18 protein-coding genes and 1 tRNA gene (1 of these 19 only partly in view) are annotated in these 24,419 nt (G+C 37.8%); 13 read left to right on the top strand and 6 right to left on the bottom strand.

Features of this window, described 5'->3' with window-relative positions:
* The first annotated feature begins 16 nt into the window (after nt 1-16).
* The 6 genes from RIC88_RS06370 to RIC88_RS06345 all read left to right on the top strand — a co-directional run bounded on the left by RIC88_RS06370 (nt 17) and on the right by RIC88_RS06345 (nt 9,047).
* Nucleotides 17-919: a bifunctional 5,10-methylenetetrahydrofolate dehydrogenase/5,10-methenyltetrahydrofolate cyclohydrolase gene (locus tag RIC88_RS06370; protein WP_350216674.1), complete on the top strand. Its 903-nt coding sequence runs from the start codon at nt 17-19 to the stop codon at nt 917-919.
* Complete coding sequence (locus tag RIC88_RS06365) at nt 903-1,520, top strand: 7-carboxy-7-deazaguanine synthase QueE (RefSeq protein ID WP_350216673.1); 618 nt, start codon at nt 903-905, stop codon at nt 1,518-1,520. The genes RIC88_RS06370 and RIC88_RS06365 overlap by 17 nt, the downstream gene beginning before the upstream one ends.
* Complete coding sequence (locus tag RIC88_RS06360; protein ID WP_350216672.1) at nt 1,475-3,424, top strand: OmpA family protein; 1,950 nt, start codon at nt 1,475-1,477, stop codon at nt 3,422-3,424. The genes RIC88_RS06365 and RIC88_RS06360 overlap by 46 nt, the downstream gene beginning before the upstream one ends.
* 249 nt (nt 3,425-3,673) lie before the next feature.
* Nucleotides 3,674-6,688, top strand: a complete 3,015-nt coding sequence (locus RIC88_RS06355) for a SusC/RagA family TonB-linked outer membrane protein (RefSeq protein WP_350216671.1) — start codon at nt 3,674-3,676, stop codon at nt 6,686-6,688.
* A 26-nt stretch (nt 6,689-6,714) separates the two neighbouring features.
* Nucleotides 6,715-8,190, top strand: a complete 1,476-nt coding sequence (locus RIC88_RS06350; RefSeq protein WP_350216670.1) for a RagB/SusD family nutrient uptake outer membrane protein — start codon at nt 6,715-6,717, stop codon at nt 8,188-8,190.
* 11 nt (nt 8,191-8,201) lie between these two features.
* Nucleotides 8,202-9,047, top strand: coding sequence for a hypothetical protein (locus tag RIC88_RS06345; protein WP_350216669.1), 846 nt, complete (start codon nt 8,202-8,204; stop codon nt 9,045-9,047).
* Nucleotides 9,048-9,470: 423 nt separating this feature from the next.
* Here RIC88_RS06345 and RIC88_RS06340 read toward each other — a convergent pair whose 3' ends face one another.
* The gene (locus RIC88_RS06340) at nt 9,471-11,081 is read right to left on the bottom strand and encodes an aryl-sulfate sulfotransferase (RefSeq protein ID WP_350216668.1); all 1,611 of its coding nucleotides are present in this window, start codon (nt 11,079-11,081) and stop codon (nt 9,471-9,473) included.
* Nucleotides 11,082-11,283: 202 nt separating this feature from the next.
* Here RIC88_RS06340 and RIC88_RS06335 point away from each other — a divergent pair, with 202 nt between their 5' ends.
* The 3 genes from RIC88_RS06335 (at nt 11,284) to RIC88_RS06325 (ending at nt 16,372) form a co-directional block, all read left to right on the top strand.
* A complete protein-coding gene (locus tag RIC88_RS06335) occupies nt 11,284-14,661 on the top strand; it encodes a S8 family serine peptidase (protein WP_350216667.1) in 3,378 nt (1,125 codons plus the stop codon).
* Complete coding sequence (locus tag RIC88_RS06330; protein WP_350216666.1) at nt 14,658-15,353, top strand: hypothetical protein; 696 nt, start codon at nt 14,658-14,660, stop codon at nt 15,351-15,353. The genes RIC88_RS06335 and RIC88_RS06330 overlap by 4 nt, the downstream gene beginning before the upstream one ends.
* A gap of 311 nt (nt 15,354-15,664) precedes the next feature.
* Nucleotides 15,665-16,372, top strand: a complete 708-nt coding sequence (locus tag RIC88_RS06325; protein ID WP_350216665.1) for a hypothetical protein — start codon at nt 15,665-15,667, stop codon at nt 16,370-16,372.
* A gap of 53 nt (nt 16,373-16,425) precedes the next feature.
* On the opposite strand, the gene RIC88_RS06320 is transcribed toward RIC88_RS06325, so the two are convergent.
* On the bottom strand, nt 16,426-16,917 hold the full coding sequence (locus tag RIC88_RS06320) for an FKBP-type peptidyl-prolyl cis-trans isomerase (RefSeq protein ID WP_350216664.1): 492 nt from the start codon (nt 16,915-16,917) through the stop codon (nt 16,426-16,428).
* A 297-nt stretch (nt 16,918-17,214) separates the two neighbouring features.
* On the opposite strand from RIC88_RS06320, the gene RIC88_RS06315 reads away from it, so the two are divergent.
* Both RIC88_RS06315 and RIC88_RS06310 read left to right on the top strand, forming a co-directional pair.
* On the top strand, nt 17,215-17,634 hold the full coding sequence (locus RIC88_RS06315; RefSeq protein ID WP_350216663.1) for a 6-pyruvoyl trahydropterin synthase family protein: 420 nt from the start codon (nt 17,215-17,217) through the stop codon (nt 17,632-17,634).
* Nucleotides 17,635-18,519 (top strand): hypothetical protein, encoded by an 885-nt coding sequence (locus RIC88_RS06310; protein ID WP_350216662.1) that lies wholly within the window; start codon nt 17,635-17,637, stop codon nt 18,517-18,519. It begins immediately after the preceding gene.
* Here the strand turns inward: RIC88_RS06310 and clpX are convergent.
* From clpX to RIC88_RS06290, 4 genes are all read right to left on the bottom strand, one after another.
* The gene (gene clpX / locus RIC88_RS06305) at nt 18,516-19,745 is read right to left on the bottom strand and encodes an ATP-dependent Clp protease ATP-binding subunit ClpX (RefSeq protein WP_350216661.1); all 1,230 of its coding nucleotides are present in this window, start codon (nt 19,743-19,745) and stop codon (nt 18,516-18,518) included. The genes RIC88_RS06310 and clpX overlap by 4 nt on opposite strands.
* A 5-nt stretch (nt 19,746-19,750) precedes the next feature.
* Nucleotides 19,751-20,419: a ClpP family protease gene (locus RIC88_RS06300; protein WP_350216660.1), complete on the bottom strand. Its 669-nt coding sequence runs from the start codon at nt 20,417-20,419 to the stop codon at nt 19,751-19,753.
* Between the two features lie 90 nt (nt 20,420-20,509).
* Nucleotides 20,510-21,826 (bottom strand): trigger factor, encoded by a 1,317-nt coding sequence (locus tag RIC88_RS06295; RefSeq protein ID WP_350216659.1) that lies wholly within the window; start codon nt 21,824-21,826, stop codon nt 20,510-20,512.
* Nucleotides 21,827-21,909: 83 nt separating this feature from the next.
* Nucleotides 21,910-21,991, bottom strand: a tRNA-Leu gene (locus RIC88_RS06290).
* A 97-nt stretch (nt 21,992-22,088) separates the two neighbouring features.
* Here RIC88_RS06290 and RIC88_RS06285 point away from each other — a divergent pair.
* Both RIC88_RS06285 and RIC88_RS06280 read left to right on the top strand, forming a co-directional pair.
* Nucleotides 22,089-24,293: a RelA/SpoT family protein gene (locus RIC88_RS06285; RefSeq protein ID WP_350216658.1), complete on the top strand. Its 2,205-nt coding sequence runs from the start codon at nt 22,089-22,091 to the stop codon at nt 24,291-24,293.
* A gap of 25 nt (nt 24,294-24,318) precedes the next feature.
* On the top strand, nt 24,319-24,419 hold the start of the coding sequence (locus RIC88_RS06280; RefSeq protein WP_350216657.1) for a Fur family transcriptional regulator. Its footprint extends 364 nt past the window's final position; the window shows 101 of its 465 coding nt (coding positions 1-101); its start codon is at nt 24,319-24,321; its stop codon lies beyond the right edge, outside the window.

The raw sequence follows: 24,419 nt of genomic DNA, 5'->3' as shown, positions 1-24,419 counted from the left end.
AACTTAATTAGTAAATATGACTAGCGCCAAACTTCAAGCTTCTGACATCCAGCCCACAATTATTGACGGACGAAAAATCTCCAAAGACATTAAAAATGAAATTGCTGCAAAGGTTGAAAAAATCAAAGCTGAGGGCGGGCGAGCGCCACACTTAGCAATAATAATAGTGGGCGATGATGGTGCAAGCCATACCTATGTCAATGGAAAAATCAATGCCTGCAAAGCAGTGGGGTTTGATTTTACTTTGATGCATTTTGCCAGTACCATATCGGAGGAGAAACTGATCAAGCATATTGAGCAAATGAATGATGATGATGACATTGATGGGTTCATCGTTCAGATTCCTTTACCTGATCACATCTCCGTGGAAAACATCACAGAGCGAATTTCCCCTGTGAAGGATGTAGATGGATTTACCAATCAAAACTTTGGTAGTATCATGTCTGACAATCAACTTCTGCTGCCAGCCACACCTTTTGGGATTATGGAATTGATCCGTAGATACGAAATCCCAACAGAAGGGAAAAATTGCGTACTGGTTGGTGCTAGTAGGATTGCTGGGGCACCTTTAAGCTTAATGATGCTTCAGGAAGGCAAAGCGACGGTTACGGTTTGCCATAAAGCAACCTTAGATTTGAAGTCCCATACAGCGCTAGCAGATATCCTAATTGTAGCTGTTGGGAAGCCAGGATTGATAACAAAAGATATGGTGAAAGAAGGTGCTGTGGTTATTGATGTTGGTACCACCCGTGTGGAAGATTCTTCAAAGAAATCTGGTTTCCGCCTGGCGGGAGATGTTTTATATGATGAAGTAGCCCCCAAAGTAAGCCACATTACTCCGGTACCCGGAGGCGTTGGCCCAATGACTATTGCTTCTTTGTTGTTGAATACACTCAAAGCATATGAGCTCAATCACTGATCCGGAATACCTGCCGGTGATGGAGTCTTTTTATACCATTCAGGGAGAAGGCTTCTTCTCCGGAACCCCTGCTTATTTCATTCGTCTTGGGGGGTGTGATGTAGGATGTGTGTGGTGTGATGTAAAGGAATCATGGGATGCTTCCAAGTTCGAATGGTTACAGGTCGATCGCATTGTAAAAGAAGCTAAAGAATCAGGAACTCAACTGGTTGTGGTGACAGGAGGGGAACCCCTTATGTACGACTTAAGTGAACTTACAAAAGCCCTCAAAGCCGCCGGACTACAAACTAATATTGAAACTTCTGGGGCATATCCTTTAAGCGGACAATGGGATTGGATTTGCTTCTCACCAAAAAAATTTAAAGCTCCCTTGCAAGAATTCTACACCAAGTCTCATGAACTTAAGGTGATCGCGTTTAATAAAAGTGACTTCAAATGGGCAGAAGATCATGGGGCTAAAATGCATGACAACTCTCAATTGTTTCTACAACCAGAGTGGTCAAAAGAAAAAGAAATGACACCTTTGGTCGTTGATTTTGTGAAGAGCAACCCAAAATGGAAAATATCCCTACAGACTCACAAATACATGGACATTCCCTGATAAGAGGCTCTTTGTTCATTGCCCTATTACTGTTCATCCTATCCCTCTCGGCGCAATCCCTTTCTACTGAAAATCGAAAAGCACAAAAGCTTTATGAAAAAGCGGATAAAAAATATAAGGATCGTGATTTCTATGCCGCGCTCGAATTATTAGAGGAGTCGGTTCTTGAGGATGCCCGATTTTTTGAAGCATACATCCGAATGGGAAGCCTTTACAATGCAATTGGGGAAGAAGACTCTGTTTATTCAAAATTTCAACGCTATTTCGAAACTGCCCCTGATCCAATTGCTTCAGTAGTGGAGAAGCTCGCATTTATGGCTTTTGATCGAGGTGAATATCAAAAAGCTGAAAATTTCTTAGATCACTTTTTAGCCAGAGTACCTGAGCGTGCAAGTAGTTATGAAATTGATTTACTTAGTAAGAGTATTGATTTCGCGAAGGATCAAATACTAAATCCAATGGATTCCATCATCGTAGAACTACTCCCTTCAAACGTAAACAGGTTCAAGCTTCAATATCTCCCATCTGTTACAATAGATAATTCCTCAATTTTTTATACTAAAAGGGATAATGTTAATGGAGACGAGGATATTGTTGTTAGTTATTTCAGGGATGGACAGTGGTCACCAGCACAATCAGTGTCCGATCGGATCAATTCGCCATTAAACGAAGGTGCATGTACAGTATCTGCAGATGGAAGGACGATGATATTCACCTCGTGCGATGGGAAAAATTCGTTTGGTAGCTGTGATTTGTATATCTCAAAGAAGGTAGGTGATGTATGGTCCTACCCTAAAAACCTGGGTAACCCTGTAAACACTATCTATTGGGAATCTCAGCCATCCTTATCCGCAGATGGTAAAACCCTCTATTTTTCATCCAATAGAAGGGGCGGATTTGGAGGTAGAGATATATGGGTATCTAAAAACTCTAATGGTGATTGGAGTTCACCGATAAATCTGGGCAGTCAGGTAAATACAATAAAAGATGAAACAACACCTTTTATGCATCCTAATGGGACCTCACTGTATTTTTCAGCAAATGGATATCCTGGCATGGGAGGCTATGACTTGTATAAATCGGAAAAAACAGACTCAACCTGGTCTACACCTCAGAATTTAGGTTTCCCGATTAATACATATAAAGACGAAGTTTCAATAGTAATAAGTGCAGATGGATTGTCTGCATATTACGCAAAGGAAGAGCAGAAAAATTACGAAATACTAGACAGTAAATTGGTAAGTATTGATTTACCAAATCAAATAAGGTCGAATGCCGCATCCTACGTAGTTGGTCATATTGTAGATGTTAAAACAGGAAACCCTCTCAAAGCAGATGTTCAGGTAGTTGATCTGGCTACCAATGAGATTTTATACGAAAGCCAATCAGATTCTTTGACAGGCGTATATTATATGGTTTTGCCTGTGGGACTTGATTTAGCCGGATATGTAAAGAAAAAGGGCTACCTGTATTCGGACTTCCATTTCGTTACTGAAGTGAACAGCGTGTCAGAACCTGACTCTATTGAAATCGAACTAGTTCCCGTAGACGTGGGTGAAAAGCTCATTTTAAAGAATATCTATTTTGAAGTCGATTCCTATCAATTGAATAATAAGTCACTTTCTGAGATTGAAAATGCATATCAGCTTTTAAAAGAAAATCCCAAAATTGAAGTTGAAATAGCGGGACATACTGATGATGTTGGCGCCCGGGCGTACAACCAAAGGCTCTCTGAACTAAGGGCTAAGGAAGTTTATTCCAGGTTAATTGGAAGAGGAATTGAATCCAATAGATTGTCCTTTAAAGGATATGCAGACACACAACCCATAAAACCTAATACCACTGAATCCAACCGCCAATCCAACCGAAGGATAGAATTTCGTGTCCTACGGACGAAGCTTTGAAAGGTTTAGTTTTTTATTACAATTTTCAATTTTTCATGATCCAGAATTTAATTAAAGTATTACTTGAAGTGGTAAATTATTATTTCGTTAATCTGATTTTCCCAAATTAATGGACGGATTGTCGGGATTAATGCCCTTTTATTAGTCAATTGATCGAAAATTTGATTGAATTAGATTCTGTTAATTATTCTTAAAAAGTAATATCTTTCGGGCTTCAATAAATTAATGTTTAACAATTAACTAGTTAGTATGAAGAGGATTTTACTACTAAGTTTTGCGTTCTTAACTGTTATTGCTTTCAGTGCAATGGCGCAAAGGACGGTTTCTGGTAAAGTCACCGATGACACAGGTGAGGCTTTACCAGGAGTGAATGTTGTGATTAAAGGCACAACAACAGGAACCACTACTGATTTGGATGGTAATTACCGACTATCAGTAGATGATGGAGCAACCCTTGTATATTCTTACGTTGGTTTTGAAACGCAAGAAGTTCAAGTTGGTGCTAGATCTACTATTGATATCTCATTAGGTGGTGCTACTGAACTACAAGAAGTTGTTGTTACTGGTTATGGGGTGGAAACGAAGCGTGATCTAACTGGCTCAATAGCCAATGTTGGCGAGGCTGAAATCAGAAATACCACTCTTCAATCTTTTGACAGAGCAATTCAAGGTAGAGCGGCTGGAGTTCAGGTTCAAGCAGCTTCAGGTCAACCTGGCGGTTCTGTGAGAATTCTTGTTAGAGGACAAGGATCACTCGCAAACAATACTCCACTTTATATCGTGGATGGAATTCAAATCAATACCAATGATGTTGCAGGGCAAGGTTCTGATAACGTATTGGCTGGATTGAACCCAAATGATATTGAGTCAATTGAAATTTTGAAAGATGCTGCTGCAGCTGCTATTTATGGAGCTCAATCGGCCAACGGTGTGGTTTTAATTACTACCAAAAAAGGTAAGCTAAACTCTACGGATGTTGAGTTCTCTTACCAAAGAGGTATAACAAAGCCTATTGGACAGTACGATGTTATGAACGCTCAGCAGTTGGCAACAATCAAGGCTGAGTCATATACTAATGCTGGATTGGACCCAACAACTGCTTACCCAATATTTGGTAATCCTGAAGACCCATCTACACTAAACAATTTCGACTGGGTAGATGCAATGTTCAACGATCCTGCAGACATGCACATTGTTAACGGACGTATTAGCGGTGGTACAGATAAAACAAGATTTTATCTCTCATTATCTAGCGAATCTCAGGAAGGACAGATTATCAAGTCTGAGTGGGAAAGACAGACCATCAGAGCTAACATTAATCATAATGCAAGTGACAAAATTTCATTCGGAACAACACTTGGTGTTTCACGTCAGAGGTTCTTTGGGTCTATTGAAAATGGTAACTTCGTAAATGGTCCATTCCAGGCAATGTACCTACTTCAGCCAAATTCACCAGCTTTTGACGAGAACGGTGAATACAACCCTTATCCCGCTCACTTTGGTGAGACAGGTGCTGGTCATCAGTTCAATTACAACATACATCAGGGGGTTAACGAGGAAAGACGTGAGGCTTTCATTGGTCAGGTTCTTGCAAGTTTAAATGTAACATACAAAGTTACAGACTTCTTAACTTGGAACGTGTTTGGAGGTGTTGACTGGGTAGATTCAAGAAGTAGAAACGAACGTCCACCTACCATCCCTGTATTTGCTGGATTTAATGGACAGGTTTTCCAAGACGACAGATCTCAAATCAACTGGAATGCAAATACGACATTGAACTTTAACAAAACATTTGGAGAAGATCACAATGTAAGTGTTTTGGTAGGTACTGAGTGGAAAGAAGACATCAGAGAAAATTTTGATGCAACAGTAAGACAATTCGGTAATGGTGAATTCTTAAGACAATTCGATCAAGGTACTGACTTTAGAGATGTGAATGGTAACATCAATAAATTCCAGAGATTTGGAATGTTCTCTAGAGCTTCTTACAACTTTGCTAATAAATACTACATCAACGGAACCGTAAGAAGGGATGGTAATTCCAAATTCGGTGCGACTACTCGATTTGGTACATTCTATTCAATTGGATCAAGCTGGAGAGTTGTTGAAGAAAGCTTCATGAGCGGAAGCTTTATGGATGAATTGAAACTTCGATTTAGCTATGGTATTCTTGGTAATGCAAACGGAATTGGCGATTATGAATCAATTTCTGCCTATAGAGGTGAAAGACAGTACTTAGGAACTGCTGGGCAGGTTGTTGTCGTAAGCAATGACGCATTGACTTGGGAAGAATCTGAGCAATTTAACGTTGGAGTTGACTTTGGAGTACTTGGGAATAGATTATCTGGTAGTGTTGATTACTTCAAGAACGATACAGATGGGCAACTTTTCACAGTTCCTTTGACTGATGACGCAGCTGCTGGTTCAGTTATAAGTAATGTTGGAGCGGTAAGAAACTCTGGTGTTGAAGTGGAGTTGTCTTCAGTAAATTATGATAATGGTGATTTTAAGTGGTCTTCGAGCTTTAACATTACTTTCATAAAGAATGAGCTTCTATCTCTTCCAAACAATGAAGACACATTAGGAACCACTCTTATTGTAGGTCAGCCTGTTGACTTCTTCTGGGGAGTTGATTATGCAGGGGTAAACCCGGCTAATGGTAGGCCTCTTTACAGAACTAGAGATGGTTCATTGGAATATGGAAACCTTGGTAATGACGATGCTTACATCATTGGTTCTCCTATACCAGATTATTATGGAGGATTCTCTAACACGTTTTCTTACAAAGGACTTACTCTAGACATATTCTTCCAGTATCAAATTGGAAACGAAGCGTTCAATGCTGACCTTTATAACTTAGCTTATTCTGGCTCGCAAGCAGACAATCAGCTTGTTTCTCAATTGGGCAGATGGCAGCAACCAGGTGACATTACAAACGTTCCAATCGCGGTTAATGGTGGAATTATTGATGGTTTTGACACACAATTCCCAGGTGTAACGCCATCAAGATATATGTCTGACGGTAGCTATATCAGACTTAAGCAAATTATGTTAGGTTACGAAATTCCGGGTGCTATTCTTGATAACACCGGATTCATTAAATCGGCTAACGTTTTCTTAAGCGCTACCAATTTGTTGACTTGGACCAAATATGATGGTATTGACCCAGAGGTAACTGTTCAAAATAATGAAACAGGTGCTTCTTCTTATGGTACTTTCCCTGTAGGAAAGCAAATCACGGGTGGTATTACAGTTAGGTTTTAGTCATTAATAAATTAAAAAGATTAATTATGAAAAAATATTTAATTGTAATTGCATTAGCTGTATTTACATCAGCGTGTGACGATATGGAGTTTTTGGAGCCGGATCCACCTTCTTTGCTTACAGAAGAAGCCGCATTCCAAAATATAAATAGCCTTGAGTTGTTTATTGCTTCAGGATATAACAGACTTATCAATTTTAGCTATTACGGTCAATACATGATGATAGCTCCAGATGCTTTGGCGGATAACTTGGAGATTGCTCAGAATACCGGTAGATATAATGGAGAGGTTGTAAACGAAGCAAGATCAACCTTTGATATTATGAATGACCCAGGTAACCCTGGAGGAAACAATCATACAGTAAGGAGTTCATATAATGCTTACCGAGCAATTAATGATGCAAATATTACCTTGTATGGACTTGATGAACTTGGTTTGAGAGACGAGGATACAGACCTTGGGGACATTCTTGAGGGTGAAGCTAAGTTTCTTAGAGCGTTGAGCTATTTTGACTTGATGCGAGTTTATTCTTATGAACCAGGTAATGAGGTTAATGGCTGGGATAGAGGTGTAGTTCTAAGAACTGAAGCTGTGCTTGGTGCTTCCGGGGCAGATAAGAGAGCTAGAAACACTAACGTAGAGGTTTATGCGCAAATTGAGCAGGATCTTTTGGATGCAGCATCTCTTTTGCCAGATGAGGGTAATACCACTGGATGGCCAAATATTGCGTCTAATACAGCGGCAAGAGCATTGCTTGCACGGGTATATCTCTATTTAGGAAGATATGGTGATGCTGCAACTCAAGCGGATCAAGTATTAGCAGCTACAACAGCTACATTGATTGACGGAACAGTAGGTACAAACTATGAAGATTCATGGACTGCAACCAACCATCCGGAAGCAATTTTTGAATTAGCAGTTTCGGCTATCGACTGGAATACAGTTGACGGTATCAACAACTCATTGGCAACTGTTACTAGAGCTTCTAGTGCTGCTTTACCAAACTCTCAAGGTGCGGTTAAAGCGAGTGATGAGATGTTGGCAGCTTATGAAGCAGGAGACGTTCGAGCTAACCTATGGCAGCAAGTTGCTACAGATTATTTCGAGTGTACTAAGTGGAATGGTGAGTTAGGTGACTTCAGGGAAAACATTCCAATCATCAGATATTCAGAGGTTCTTTTAATTGCTGCTGAAGCAAAGGCAAGAAGCAATAATGAAGCTGGCGCTCGTACTGACATTAATAGACTTAGAGCGAATAGAGGACTTCCTGCTACAACTGCTACTGGAGCAGCTCTCATTAACCTTATTATGAATGAAAGAAGAGTAGAGCTGGTTTTGGAAGGTCACAGATTCTTTGATTTCAAAAGACTAGGCTTACCAGTTCCAAAGGCAGCTGATCATGGAGTTCCTAATTTGGCTGCTAATGATTTTAGAATGTTGGCTGATATCAATAATGATTATCTGTCAATCAATGAATTAATTGAGCAGAATCCTGGATACTAAAATTTATTAACATGAAGAATATTAAATTATATACTTTACTACTTTTAGTTTCAGTAGCCCTAGCTTCTTGCTTTGAGGATCCTGGAACTGATATAACTTGGGAAGGTGGTTCTTACGTTGAGTTAGATGCTGCTACAACTCCTTCAGGAGGTAGGGATTACAGCTATCTGCGACTGAGCGATGGCACTACTTATGAATCAGGAATCAATGTTTTGAGAGTGTCTGCGGATGCCTCAAGCGCAGTTACTGTAAGTTTCACAATTGATGAATCAACTTCAACGGCTATTGAAGGCGTACACTATACTGTGTCGGGAACTTCTGCGACTATTGAAAGCGGATCATGGGTTGAAAGTTTACCGATCACCGTCCTTGCCGATAACATCGAACCAGGTGAGGTGTGGACATTGGATATTACACTTACCGATGCATCTATTCCATTAGGTGAAAAAGTTTCTGCTACAGCGACTCTATCTATTCAATGCCCGTCAGAATTGGCAGGTATAGTAGATTATGAGATGTTGAGCAATAACTTCGGTGGTCCTAATGTTTCTGGATCTTTCGAGTGGATAGAACTTCCTTCAAATGGTGTTTACACCTGGGAGACGTATACTTTCGGATCATACCAAACACAGTATGGATGCTGCGAGCAAGGCAGAACTTCAGTATTGAATATTACGGATGTTTGTAGAAACTTATCAATTTCATCAGCTGATGGATATGGTTGTCCTTGGAGCCTAAATGTTGACTCAGTCAACGGTGATGAGATGACTGTTACAGTATCTGGTGATTGCGTTAAAGGATACACAATGAGGTTCACCAGACAAGATGGTGAAACTTGGAACATCTTACCTAATTAATTATAATTAGAATTATGGTTTAAAAGGGATGAGCAAAAGCTCATCCCTTTTTTATTTTATTTATCGTGGGTAATTTGTGCTAGCCTATTTTCATAGGATACTAATACATCTTAAAAGACTTAAAAAGTGAAACACCCTTTATCTGAATAGGTTAATTCAGTTTTGATAATTGGGGTGAAAATATTTTAAAGCCTATCGGAGATTGATCTATTGCTCATAGATAACCACAACAGCTTAGAAGAAGGATGCTCCTTCAATATTCACTCTCTCATACTCAGTTTAGACAAATCAACAAATTCCACCTTTCATACAATTATAACAGCATAGAGATTATTAGGGAGGCTCTCCAGGTAAAATCATTGGAAGAGAGGCTTAGTCTAATAAAGTCTTTAATAGTCTATTTATTAAATTTAAGTTAGATATTTATTGAAAAGCAACTCTCTTCCTTGTTGTTGAATTGTCGGAATGTTCGATCATCATAACACTAATACCTTTAAGCAATTGAGACTTAATAAGCACGGAATTTCTGGTTAAATGGGAGGACGACCTCCATCGAATACTTCCATCTATATTGTAAATTGTAATATCTCGAATTGCTTTAGTAGAATGAACCTCTATGTCTTTGCCATTTGCATTATGAAATGCTATCTCAGGATTTAATTCGTCTACATTGAGTGTGATACACTCTTCTCCCTGAAGAATCCCCAAGTCATCAAGATTTCCTAGTCCTGAATAATTGATAGGATATTTTGATACCTTAAAGACAAAGCTTGGAGTTTTTTCTGATTCGTCAAGACAAAATAATTCTCCTGCAGCACCAATGGGAACTTTGTATTTCCACACAGTTTCTTTTTCATCATTAATTTCTATCAGCCTAGCGGAAACACCTGAGCAAATAATGATGTTACCGTTAGGTAATTTTTGTGCACTGGAGACAAAAGGATCATAAATATCAGTGGGGTTTTCTGCAAAGTAAGTCCATTCAATATCTGCTGGGCCATAAGGCTCTGTAGCCGTTCCTAAAGCAGGATAATTATTATTTGCATCTATGGGTAGAATAACTTTATCAACCGAAGAATAAAATCCTTCTGGTCTGGTTCTTCCATTGTTGTACAGTAGTACTTTCCATTGGGAATCTTCGAATAGCCATGTGGTATTGTGTTGATAGAACAACTTCTTATCTGCATTAGCCCCTCTATCGTATGTCTGTGGATTTCCCCATCTATACAAAATCTCACCACCTTTGCCGGAATTACCACCTGAAGACGTTGCAGCCTCTTCTGTTGTAGTACTATGATCAATTATCCATAGTTCATCAAATTCAGGCACGCTAATAAGTATTTGATCAAGTTCTTCATTATAGCTCAGAGCATTAAAATGAAGCCAATCAGGATCATCATCGCTATCATAATTAATATCAATTTTCCCCGGATTTTCAGAAACAACACCATAATTAGATTTTTCTGGATCAAAATCCTGTATGGTATGATCCCATGCATGCCATTCCCATACTATTTCCGCATCGTTGCTTCCAATTGGTTTTAATTCAATTATTTTATCGGGCCAAATAGCTTCATTAATGGTATTTGGATTCCTCCCTTTTTCTATGGCATCTTCATTTGTCTTCACCTCCCAAACTATCGCTAAAATGTTGCCATTCGGCAATATTTGCATATCATGATGAAGTTTTTCACTACTACTAGATATTTCAAATGACCAGCTAACGGTACCATCCCATTCCACTAACTCTAAACGACCGCCTCTGCCTCCCGCAAAATCATTCCCATCATCAACTCTTCCAGAGCGTAATAGCTGACCGTTTTCCAATAAATAAATGGCAACTCCTGGTAAGAAATTCCCCGGCCAGGTGTGCACCAACTCACCGTCATTATTGATAAGGTAACTATCTGTTGAACCATTTGGATGAAATAAACTATACCCTTCAAAAACATCATTTGTTTTCTCAATAACACCATATTGACAATATCCAATATGTGCTGAAATGATTACAATTAAGTAGATGAAAATTTTCATAAGACATGTTTTAATAAAGGTTTAAAATTACATAGGTAATTTGTTTTATCCCTCAAATTTTCAGATATCATTACTTTCTCAAAACATCTATTTGTGATTTTAATTAGAAAATTGATTTATTGAAAAAGTCAATCGCTTTTTGTGTATGGTTTTTGCTTTATGATAGGTAATTTTGGAGGATATTGTTTTAATGAAATTAATTATGAGGAGGAATTTTTTACTTGCATTGGTTGGGATGTTATTTGCAAGTGTATCAATAGCTCAGGAGGTTGAAAATAGGTCTCTAGATGTTATAAGAGAAAGGCTTGAGGTCGAATCTTTAGAAAGGCGGGAACGAATTACCAACTACTTGCAAAAAACTGGGAAGAGTTTATTTTTCATAGATCATGGACGAACTTATGCTATCAAAGATATTGATACCAATGGCAACCCGATTTATGTAAGCACCCATAACGTTGGAGCTGCCTTGACTACTGGTGCGGATAAGCTTCGGGCAGGAGGAGATTTAGGACTTGCTTTAGATGGTAGTGGTGTGAAAATAGGAATTTGGGATGGTGGTAGTGTTCGAGAAACGCATCAGGAACTTGAAAATAGAATAACCATAAGTGATGGTGGATCAGAATATAATTTTCATGCGACTCATGTTGCAGGAACCATTTTGGCTTCAGGGGTAAATAATGGAGCGAAGGGTATGGCTGTTAATGGAAAAGCGTTCACATTTGATTTCATTGATGATGATGTTGAAATGGCCAACCGAATAGCAGAAGATCAATCAGGACTGATTTTATCTAATCATTCTTATGGTGCAGTTACAGGCTGGAATAATGGGACATGGTATGGAGATTCAGAAATTAGTGATATAGAAGATTACAGGTTTGGATTTTATACTGGAGGAGCTCGTTTATGGGATGAATTCGCCTTCAATTCCCCTTATTATACTATTGTTAAATCTGCAGGCAATGACAGAGGAGATTCAGGTAGTGGTCCCCATCCACCAGATGGGCCATACGATATTGTAAGCTCTGAAGCCACAGCAAAAAATATCATTACCATAGGAGCGGTAAACAAAGTTTCCGATTATCAGGATGCCACCTCAGTAGTAATGTCCTCATTCAGTAGTTGGGGACCTACTGATGATGGAAGAATAAAGCCTGATTTTGTAGCTGCAGGAGTAAGTCTTTATTCATCTTTTGAAGATTCTGATCAATCATATGGTACTTTGAGTGGAACATCCATGTCAGCACCTAATGCTACAGGTAGTTTCGCCTTACTACAACAGTTATACGCAAGTTTAAATGGAGGAAACTTCATGAAGTCAGCTCATTTGAAAGGATTAATTACTCATACTGTTAAAGAAGCAGGTATTGCCGATGGTCCTGATTATAAATTCGGATGGGGCTTGATTGATGTCGAGGCAGCTGCTAAATTTATGATAAAAGAAAATGATTATAATCATGTACATCAGGAAATAATACTTCAAGATCAAGAAGAATTTATCTTAAATTTCACGCCTCAGTCAGGAACAAAAGTTGTAGCAACTATTTGTTGGACCGACTTACCTGGAACAGTACCACAAGCTTCTTTGGATCCCAAGGACACTATATTAGTAAATGATTTGGATTTAAGAATAACATCTTCAAACGGCGAAACAGAAGAGCCATGGATTCTTAGTCCGGATAGGCCAGGAGCAGGAGCAACCAAGGGAGATAACTTTAGGGATAATACCGAGAAAATTGAATTTATTGCTGATGGTTCAGATTTGACTGTAAGATTGAATCATAAAGGACAATTAGAAGGTGGGGAACAGGTTGTACATCTTCTGCTGAGCTATGAAGTTGATACTGAACCTGAGTTACTTTATTGGACGGGAACAACTTCAGGTGATTGGAATGAACCTTCGAATTGGTCTGAACAAAGCAATGGAAACCCTGCGTCTACTGTTCCTTCTAATCACACCACTGTAATTTTTGAAAATGTATTTGAAGGTCAGACCGCACTTCAACTAAATCAAGATGTTGAAATAGGCTCGTTCGTTTACTTGGGTCAAACGACTGGCAGTGTGGATTTGAATTCATTCAATATGACTGTGAATGGAAATTTTTCAGCAAACGAGAACATAAATTTTATTGGTTTAGGAAAACTTAATTTTAAAGGTGAAAACAGTCAATCACATAAGGTTATTTCTCCTGGAAATGCCCTCTCTGACGTAACAGTTGTTTTCGACGATTCTCAATCAACCTGGAAATTACTAGGAGATGCCCATCTTGGAGATGTTGAACTCCATAATGGTACACTTATTTTAGAAGATTCGGAGCTTACCTTAAGATCATTGGATGCGTCTATGGAGGGGGTGAAATCATTGCATATCAATAATTCAATTGTAAGTGTAAATGGTGATGTGAATTTTGAAAATCTGTCTGAATTTGGCGATCAAGGAACAAGCTGGTTGGTTCCAGAAGGAAGTGTAGTTGATTTCACCACTAATCGAAATCACTTATCATCCATCATGGTAGAGGGGAATCTTACGATGCTTGGCAGTAGTGGCTCATTCGAGAGTGTATCGAACAAAAATAATTTAACATTCAATGTCAATTTTACAGTTGATTCACTTTTGTTATATGGTGGATCGAGTACACTTTTGGCAGACAATGTATCACTTGAGATTGTAGACTTAACAGTTAGTGAAACAAGTGAAGGGAATATAGCTGAACTCAAATCCAATACTATGGCGGAAATTACGATTATGGGTCATAAAAAAATATGTGTTGAGTTCGTTAACGTAGAAAATGTTACTAAAACGGGTGAGGCAGCTGTTAGTTTAGGGGAGAATGGTTCAGCGATCAATTCAGATGGATGGAGTCTGAAAACATGTGACAATGTATTGTTCGCCGATTTTGAATTAAGCTACTTATGTGATGGATCTATTACTTATTTTGAGAACAAAAGTTCAGGGGAAATAGACTCATATGCATGGTCAGTCGATGATGAAGTATTTTCCAGTGAATCTGAACCGTTTTATGAGTTTAAATCAAGTGGTACTTATATTGTTAAACTTGAAATCGCTGATTCAGAGGAAGTTATTTCTTATTCAGAGGAAGTAACGGTCTCAGAGGGGATAGACAAAGTACATTCAATCATAGAAAATAAAACTTCATTGGCAAGCAATTTATCGGCCGATAGTTATCAATGGTTTAAGAATAATGATTTGTTAGCCGGTGAAACTAATCGTACATTCGTTCATAATAGTGCGCCAGGGGTTTATAGAGTAGTTGCTTTTATTGACGATTGTAATATAGCTTCAGAAGAGTACGAAAAAATAGTATTGGGACTGGATGAACAAGAGTTGTTCGTTTATCCAAATCCAGTGAAAGATTTTATAGAAATTCGTCAAATAGATATTTTGAAACAAGCTTCTATTAAGTTTATTTCAGTAGACGGTAAACAAGTATTCCCTCAGTTAATTGAATCTTCAAATCATAAACTTATTTTTAATTTCACTGGAATTAGCGAGGGAATTTATGTGCTTAAAATCAATGACCTAGAAAATTCAGAAGATATTAAAATAATTGTTCGAAAATGATTTCACGAAATAAATTAATCATATACATATTTTTGATCTGCACCGCTTCGGTTCTCAGTGCTCAAATAGCAAACTTACAAGTTTCCCCAAATCAGGTTTTAAGGGAAGAAAAAGGAAAGAAATTTTCAGGTAGCAGGTTTTTATATGAAGGGTATAAGAATGGCTTAATTTTGGATTTTCATGGTGAAGTTACCACAGAGCTGGTAAGATTTGATGGTCATAAAAATAACATCGAAGTATACAACGATGGAAAACCTGTGATTATTAAGAAGTATTATTACCCAGAAATAAAAATAGAGTTTTTTGATGAGGTTCTAGGAAAGAAAGTGAACCATGTGTGGAAAAATAAGTTTGTTATTCAAGGATACGGTGAAGACTATTATTTTGAAGTAATAGATGAGAATAAGAATTATGTTATTCTTAAGGATTTTAGTGTGGATGTAGTAGAATTGAAAGAGACAGGCTATGGTGAGGGTTCAGAGGTTACCTTAAAATATGTGCCGAAAATCAAATATTTTGTAAAAGCTGGTGATAATATATATGAGCTTGAAAAGCTAAATAAATTAGAAGTTAGTGATACCTTCGGTAAGGAGAATGTGAAAGATTTTATAAAACAGGAAAAACTGAAATTTAAGGAGGAAGGTGATCTTATCAGATTAGTTCAACATCTAAATGAAGCCAGAGCTCTTTAATTAAATAGATAATCTTACTTGAAAGAGGGTGTGAAAGTTACCCTCTTTTTTTTTTGATTAAATAGTTAATCAGTTATTTGTAATAACATTGTATTAGGTTGTTATAAGTAATTATGTTCGGTTGGAATTCATTGCTGTATGAATTCTACTACTTTTCAGGTAATAAAATGGAAATGATCCGCTTTATTGCGACTAGTAATTAAGAGGGAAATATTAATCCGTCACTTATTACAATTGATTGGCCGGTATGTAAGAGGTTTTGAATTAGGAATGGATTTTGCGGTATTAGGAATATACTAAACTTTATAATTATGAAAAAGGTATTGATTTTCTCCATGTTCATTTCTTCTATTCTCCTTTTTGCGCAGGATAGGGATCACAATACAATCTCTTACCGGTCATTGACAGTTGCTGACTGGTCTAATCCGAATGCGTTTTTATTTGGCCCTACACCATTAATAAAGGGTTATGGTGAATTGAGTGATTCACTTAAAATGATGCATGATGGAGGAACATTTTATGAAATTAATGACACTTATTATTCTATAAATACATGGGCTGATTATTATTACTGGTTTACGCAGCGATACTGGTTCATGTTTAGAAGACCTGTACTCGAATATGAATTTTACTATCTCACGAATAATACGATTGAGATGATAAAGTACATTGCCAGTCCCAATTATGAAGGCAAAATATATCCAACAACTTTTACATTGGATGCACCAATAGTTGGAAACCGTTTATTTGATAGATCAAATTTTGTTCAGAATGAAACGGATATGTCACAATTGAATAGTCTGCTTAGTAGAAATCTTTATGAGAAAAATCCACCTATTAATAGAAGGAATAATAATAACGTTGCATTTATAGACAACCCAAGTGTACTGTTACCAGCAAATTCACATGTGGATGGTTCTTCTGAAAGTTTAAAAGGTGGTGGTCGTTCATCTGGTTCATCCAACTCATCCGGCAGTTCTTCTTCCACTAGTAGGAGTTCCCGCACAATAGCAAATTAAGATATTTTATCCCCCTCTAAAAGATTTAATTATCTGATAATCTTTTAGAGGGCTCATTGTTCATCCACGGTTATTAGTTCTACTTCAAAGATGAGGTTACTATTTGAAGGTATGGTTGCAGTTCCAGTTGATCCATAACAGTATCCGGAGGGTGCATACAGCACAACGGTAGATCCTTCTTTAACTAACGGTAATCCTATTTTGAAAGCCTCAATCAATTGTGACAAGTTGAACTTCACTGGATCATTACTTTGATCAAAAATTTTGCCATCAAGAAATGATCCTATATAGTTAAAAGTAATATTGCTATTGTTATTGGGATTTCTTCCTTCACCCTCTTCTTTAATAACATATCTTATTCCTGATTCATGTTTTTGAGCTAAAATGCTATTTTCAGCCAGGTAATCATCAATTATTTCAATATCTAGTTGGAGTTGTTCTTCAAATGTAAGAGTCGTGGGTGCTGGTTTCTTATTATCAAAACACGATGATAGACTTATAAAAGCGACACAAATAGTAGTCATTTTGAAGACCTTTAAATACATAGCTGAAATGGTTTAAAAAGTTTAGTCCTTTATTCTTCAGTAAAATTAAATGTTCATTTTGATTTTAATACCGTCTCTTAATCTTTAATATGTATTGGTTGGCCGGGGATTTCGTTGTATGGTAGTATGTACCATCATGTGGAATTTGAGAAGTATGCAATTGAACTAAAATTAACTGACTTATGACGTATATGCTAAGCCACCAGAAGCAATATAAATTTAAAATATTGATTAGGATATACTTAAGAAGTGCTAAAATTAATGTAATTGTCTTTTCTGTAGAATTACCTTTGCCCCATGACACTAGTCCATCGCAAAGAACACTTTAACGCGGCACATAAACTCTACAACCCAAATTGGTCAGAGGAAAAGAACAAGGAAGTTTTCGGTCCATGTGCTAATGAAAACTGGCATGGACACAATTTCGAGTTGATTACCTCAGTGAAAGGGGAAATTGACCCTGAGACTGGCTTTGTTGTGGACTTAAAGAAGCTCAGCGATGTAATTAATCACGAAATTATTGAGAAGATTGATCATAGAAATATCAATCTGGACGTTCCTTTTATGAAAGGAAAAATAGGTAGTTGCGAAAACCTCATCATTGAATTCTGGAAAATTTTACATCCCCTTGTTAATAAAATGAATCCTGATGCATCCTTACATAGACTCAGGCTTTATGAGACTCCACGTAATTTCATAGATTATTACGGAGAGTAGATGAAGTATAACATTTCTGTCGAAGGTCCTGTTTCAAAACATTTATCAGAATTACTAATACCTGAGTTGGCACGTTTTGATATTAGGGCTGAGATACAAACTTTAGAATTGAATAAAAGAATTATTTCTAAAGCTTTAAAGGATTTTAAGCCAGACTTACTTGTAGCGATTGGGTCAAATAAGAGTAAGCCTATCATAAGGTTGGCTAATAAACGAAAAGTCAGAACTTGTTTTTTTCATCAGTCACTTTTAGAAGGAAACACAGGAACTAGTATTTATCTTAAGACTGATAAGAGTTATCTAGACCTTCCGATAAATAAACCTGATGCTTCTTATATTGGAAGTCTTCTTTACGAGTTGGTTAGAAAGCACGAATCTTCGATAGAATCTGATAGACAAACTTCACTGGTGACAATTTTGACATCAAGTCAAAGCGAAATGAAGCATGCTCAACATCTTGCAGAAAAACTAAGCAGGCAAGTACCGAATATTGATTTTAAGACGACTAATATCGCAGATGACATTAAACTTTCAATAGAAATGGCACGAAATTCCAATGCCATGATAGCGATGGATCAATTGAGTAATATGTTTGGTGTATTCACGAATTGTCCTGTGATAAATGTTTACAGGAAAACACTGCTTAATAAACCTGCAAATGAAACGTCAATTATCAATTCATTGCTTGAGGAAAAAGTGATCACATCCATACCAATTAAAAGAACTTCGAAAATAGCAGTCGAAATAGAAAAAACATTAAATGATCATCAGCAATGCGCATCTATCATGGATAGCTATCAGCAACTGAAATCAATGATTGGTATGGCTCCTGTAGCTAGGCAAGCAGCACAGGAAATCGTCGATTGGCTGGAAGAAGATAATTAAGCAGCTCTGAGTTTGTTGAATTTAGACTTCTCAAACTTTTCAGCAGCATAGGCTCTGTCAATCACAATCTCTTTGATGTCCTTATTTGATGGCAATTCAAACATTGCATCGGTTACAATTGCCTCACAAATAGATCGCAATCCTCTGGCACCTAACTTAAATGCCATGGCCTTTTCCACAATATATTCCAGCGCATCCTCTTGAAGTTCAAGCGATACATCCTCCATCTCAAAGAGTTTCGTATACTGTTTAACGAGAGCATTCTTAGGCTCAGTTAAAATCTGCTTTAGGGCATCATTATTCAATGGGTCCAGGTGAGTTAGTACCGGTAGGCGACCGATCAACTCAGGAATCAGTCCAAAGCTTTTAATATCTTGTGCAGTTATATATTGAAGCAGGTTGTCCTTGTCGATTGCATCCGTTCTAAACTCATTATCATTGGCAAAACCAATAGGACGAGTATTTAGTCTATTTGCAATGTGACGTTCAATTCCATCAAATGCGCCACCGCAAATGAATAGAATGTTTTCAGTGTTCACATTGATCATTTTTTGATCAGGATGTTTTCTGCCTCCTTGTGGCGGAACATTTACAGTAGTCCCTTCCAGAAGCTTCAATAATGCTTGCTGAACACCTTCACCACTTACATCTCTGGTAATAGAAGGATTGTCTGACTTTCGAGCAATCTTATCAATCTCATCAATGTACACAATACCTCTTTCGGCAGCTTCTACATCATAATTTGCTGATTGTAGAAGTCTGGTAAGAATACTTTCCACATCTTCTCCGACATATCCTGCCTCAGTTAGTACTGTTGCATCTGCGATGCAGAATGGAACTTGTAGAATTTTGGCTAAAGTCCTCGCCAGGTACGTTTTTCCGGTACCGGTTTGCCCTACCATGATGATGTTTGATTTTTCAATTACAACATCATCCTTATTGTCAGCCTGCATCAACCTTTTGTAGTGGTTGTATACAGCTACTGAAATATATTTCTTGGCTTCATTTTGCCCAATGACAAACTCATCAAGATGTGATTTCATATCCACAGGCTTGATGAGCTTGAAATTCGGACTTTCATTTTCTGATGTAGTTTTCAACTCCTCATTCAATATCTGTTGAGCTTGGGCAATGCACTTATCACAGATATGCGCATGTATTCCCGAGATCATCAGATCTACATCTTTTTTATTTCTACCACAAAAACTACAAGTAACTTGAGCCATGACTTTTATTTTTTTTCTAAAACCTCATCAATGAGGCCATATTCTTTAGCTTCTGACGCCCTCATCCAGTAGTCACGGTCAGAATCTTTTTCAATGTCTTTCAGGGATTTTCCGGAATGCTTGGACAAGATACTATATAGATCTTTTCTCAGTTCTTGCATCTGCTTTAGGGTAATCTCCATATCTCTTGATTGACCCTGCATTCCACCGCTTGGTTGGTGAATCATTACCCTCGCATGTGGTAAAGCGGATCTTTTGCCTGGTGCACCTCCGGATAAAAGAACAGCACCCATAGATGCCGCCATTCCGGTGCAAATCGTTGCAACGTCTGGGCTCACATACTGCATGGTATCATACATACCAAGTCCGGCGTAAACAGAGCCTCCGGGACTGTTCACATATAGGAGAATATCTTTTTTCGAATCAACAGATTCCAAAAACAACAGCTGAGCTGTGATGATATTGGCAATATTCTCTTCTACTTGCATACCAAGGAAGATAATTCGATCCATGATAAGACGTGAAAAAACGTCTATTTCCCGGAAGTTAGTGGGTCTTTCCTCAATAACTGCCCTGGTCATGTTCTCAACATGCTGAACATAGCTGTCTACGGTAGTACCGCTAATATTTTGGCCTTTTACGGCAAATTTTCTGAATTCCTCAGTATTTATCATTTCAATAAGTTAAAGTATAAGGTGTAAAAATAAAAAAGTCCCGTGTACAGGACTTCTTCAAAACTTAAAATGATATTATTTGGTTCAAAATCACAGTTTTCTGAATTCATCCAAAGAAACAGTCTTTTCTTTGACTGTAACTTCATTTTTGATGTGTTCTAATACCTTTTTAGATTGAACTTGGTTGAAAACTTTCATATAGTTTTCACCATTCTCACCCTGTAGGTAATTATTAGCAAAGGTATCTAATTGATCATCCATCTGATTACCAATTCCGGATCCGGCAAATTGTTTCTTGATTAGCTCTTTAGCTTCACCGATTACATCCTCATGCTCCACTTTTATTTCCTGATTCTTTACAATCTGATTTCTAATAAGAGACCACTTCAGCTCTTTCGCGTAAGAAGTGTATTCCAGCTCCATCAATTCAGGAGTTATATTATCATTAGTTCTGATCAACCATTTCTTAAGGAATTCATCCGGTAAGTTGATTTTTGCTGACTCGGTTAGTTTCTCACGTACTTGATGATCGAAAAACTGCTCAGATTCTCCTTTATAGTTTTGAGAAACGATCTCTTTCACTCGATCTCTAAACCCAGCCTCATCCTTAATAATATCTTTCCCAAAAGTCTTATCAAACAATTCTTGATTAACAGGGGCAAGTTTATAATGATTGATCGCTTTCAATGTGAAAGAAAGCTTCTTGAGCTTTTTATATTCATCATCATCAAGCTTGAGTTGATTTTTAAGAACATTTTCATGTTTGAAGCTCTTCTTAGGATCAATTTCAACTTCTGTCCCGTTTTTGATGCCCACAAGCTTCTTCAATGTACCTTTCTCAACATCTCTTAGATCAATACTGATTTCCTGATCAATTGTACCGTCCTTAGATTTCACCTGACCATATAGCGTGTCCTTTTCAAAGGAAATTTCTGGATTCTCCATTTCACCGAATTGGCGCTGAAGGTTTTCTATTGTTTCGCTAATTACTTTATCATCAACATTGATAAAGTACTTCTCAAGCTTCACCTTTTTATCAGCTTTCACTTCAAATGGTTCAGCAAAACCAATCTCATATTCAAACTCAAAAGAATCTTGGTTTTCCCAATCAAATTCTTCGTCCTTTTTAATAGGTAGTGGCTCACCTAAAAACTGTGTCTCACTTTCTCTTAAGTAGCCATTAAGCTTTTCTGACACCAATTTGTTGATTTCATCAACAATGAGGGCATTACCGTACATTTTTTTAATCATTCCAACGGGCACTTTTCCCTGGCGGAACCCTTTAATGTTAGCGGTCTTGCTGTACTCTTTGATTTTTTGATCTACACCTGGTTGAAAATCAGCTCGGTTTACGCTAATTTTAATTACACCTTGTGTTTTTTCGGTTTTGTCAAAAGTTATTTCCAACGTACTATTGTTTGGTATTTATAAAATAAAAACCCTCTTACTCGTCCCGTTTATCGGGTCTCGGAAAGAGGGTTGTTTTTCAGTGCGGATGGAGGGACTCGAACCCCCATGCCTCGCGGCGCTAGATCCTAAGTCTAGTGCGTCTACCAATTTCGCCACATCCGCAGATTTCATTGCTCGAACTTTTTCTTGCTCTGAAAATCGGATGGCAAAAGTAGGTAATATTTTTGATTCAGCAAGGAATTAATTTTGTAAAATTATTATGGTTGTAGAGGAAGATTTAGAAGCAGAAAAGAAGGAAATCATTAGACGCTACAGGCGTTTACTTAGGAAGGCAAAACCTGTCCTTAAGGATGGTGATGCCAAAATCATAAAAAAAGCATTTAACACATCGATGGAGGCGCATAGTGGTATGCGCAGAAGATCCGGAGAACCGTATATTTTTCATCCCCTGGAAGTTGCTGAAATCTGTGTTTCTGAAATTGGACTGGGTACTACATCTATTGTAGCTGCTTTACTTCATGATGTAGTTGAAGATACAGACTATGAACTCGATGATATTGAAAGGCTATTCGGCAAAAAAGTAGCCATCATTATTGATGGACTCACTAAGATTGCTGGGGTGTTTGATCAAGGTAGCTCGCAGCAAGCTGAGAATTTTAGAAAAATGCTACTTACGCTATCCGATGATGTAAGGGTAATCTTGATCAAGCTAGCAGACAGACTTCACAACATGCGTACATTAGAAAGCATGCCTCGTAATAAGCAATTGAAGATTGCGAATGAGACCATCTATCTATATGCGCCTCTCGCACACCGCTTAGGACTTTACGCTTTCAAATCTGAATTAGAAGACCTTTATCTTAAATATAGCGAGCCGGAGGTCTATAATGACATAGCTGGTAAAATCAATGAGACTAAGGATTCTCGAAATAAATTCATTCGGAACTTCATTAAACCAATTAGAGACAAACTCAACTCCTTAGGAGTCGAATATGAAATAAAAGGTCGACCGAAATCAATCCACTCCATTTGGAATAAGATGAAAAAGCAAGGCGTTCCATTTGAGGAAGTCTTCGACTTATTTGCTGTTCGTATAATTCTTAATGTCCCTTATAGAGATGAGAAAGCATTTTGTTGGCAAGTTTATTCATTAGTAACAGACTACTACCAGCCAAATCCCGATAGGTTGAGAGATTGGATTAGTATTCCCAAAGCAAATGGTTATGAATCACTCCACACCACTGTAATGAGTGATACAGGCAGATGGGTTGAAGTTCAGGTAAGAACTCAGCGGATGGATGAAATTGCAGAAAAAGGATATGCTGCTCACTGGAAATACAAAGTTGGGAAGGTTACTGACGAAACGGGGCTCGAAATGTGGATTTCAAAAGTCAGGGAGATTCTGGAGCAGAACGATGGCAATGCAATCGAATTTGTCGACGACTTCAGATCTAATCTATATAGTGATGAGGTATTTGTCTTCACGCCAAAAGGCGATTTAAGAACACTACCACAGGGAGCCACAGCACTTGACTTTGCTTTTGATATACATACAGAAATCGGTGAGCACTGCCTTGGAGCGAAGGTCAACCAGAAGCTAGTGCCATTAAATTTTGAATTAAAGAATGGTGATCAGGTCGAAATACTTACATCTACAAAGCAGAAACCAAATGAGAGTTGGCTGCAGTATGTAGTAAGCTCAAAAGCTAAGTCGAAAATCAAGGATGCGCTTAAAGAGGAGCGCAAAATATTTATTGATGAAGGGCGTGAAATTGTCAAAAGAAAGCTGAAGCAACTTAAAATCAACTACAAACAAACTGTTCTTGAAGAAATTGCTCATTACTTCAATGTGAAATCACCTGCTGATCTTCTCTACTTGGTGGGCACAGGCAAAATAGATCACTCATTAATTAAATCCTTTGCAAAATCAGAAAAGCAAAGCACAAAACCTGAAACGGGTGTAAGAGGAGCAAAAGATGTAGAGGAAAAGCTAAGTAGGGTAAGAAAAACAGATAGTGATTTACTGTTACTGGGCGAAGACTTAGATATCATTGATTATAAGTTCGCCAAATGTTGTAATCCCATTGCCGGTGACGATGTTTTTGGTTTTGTCACGGTTAGTGAAGGAATCAAAATCCATCGAACCACATGTCCAAATGCAGCTGAGTTATTATCAAATTATGGTTATCGTATTATAAAAGCAAAATGGGCCTCTTCTCGTAAGCATTCATTTGAAGCGACGCTTTCTATTATAGGTACAGATAGAATGGGCTTAGTCAGTGATGTATCCAATATCATCTCCGAGGAACTAAAGGTGAATATGCGTTCGCTCTCTATAAATACTGAAGGTGGAATCTTTGAAGGGATAATACGCTTATATGTAGAAGATACTTCTCACCTTGACACCTTATCTCGAAAACTTGAAAAGGTAAATGGAGTGGTTAAAGTAAGTAGAACAAATTGATCCTACCATAAATTATATTTGCAGAATGCAGGGACAGAATATCATGGAAGAGGTTAAGAAGATTTTTCAAGCCCATCTGGAAAACAAGAATTTACGTAAGACGCCTGAGCGTTTCGCCATCCTTGA

It is taken from the genome of Ekhidna sp., from assembly GCF_040220215.1.
Lineage (GTDB): Bacteria > Bacteroidota > Bacteroidia > Cytophagales > Cyclobacteriaceae > Ekhidna.
The sequence above is the reverse complement of the archived record's forward strand: the minus strand, read 5'-3'. Positions and strand labels throughout refer to the sequence as shown.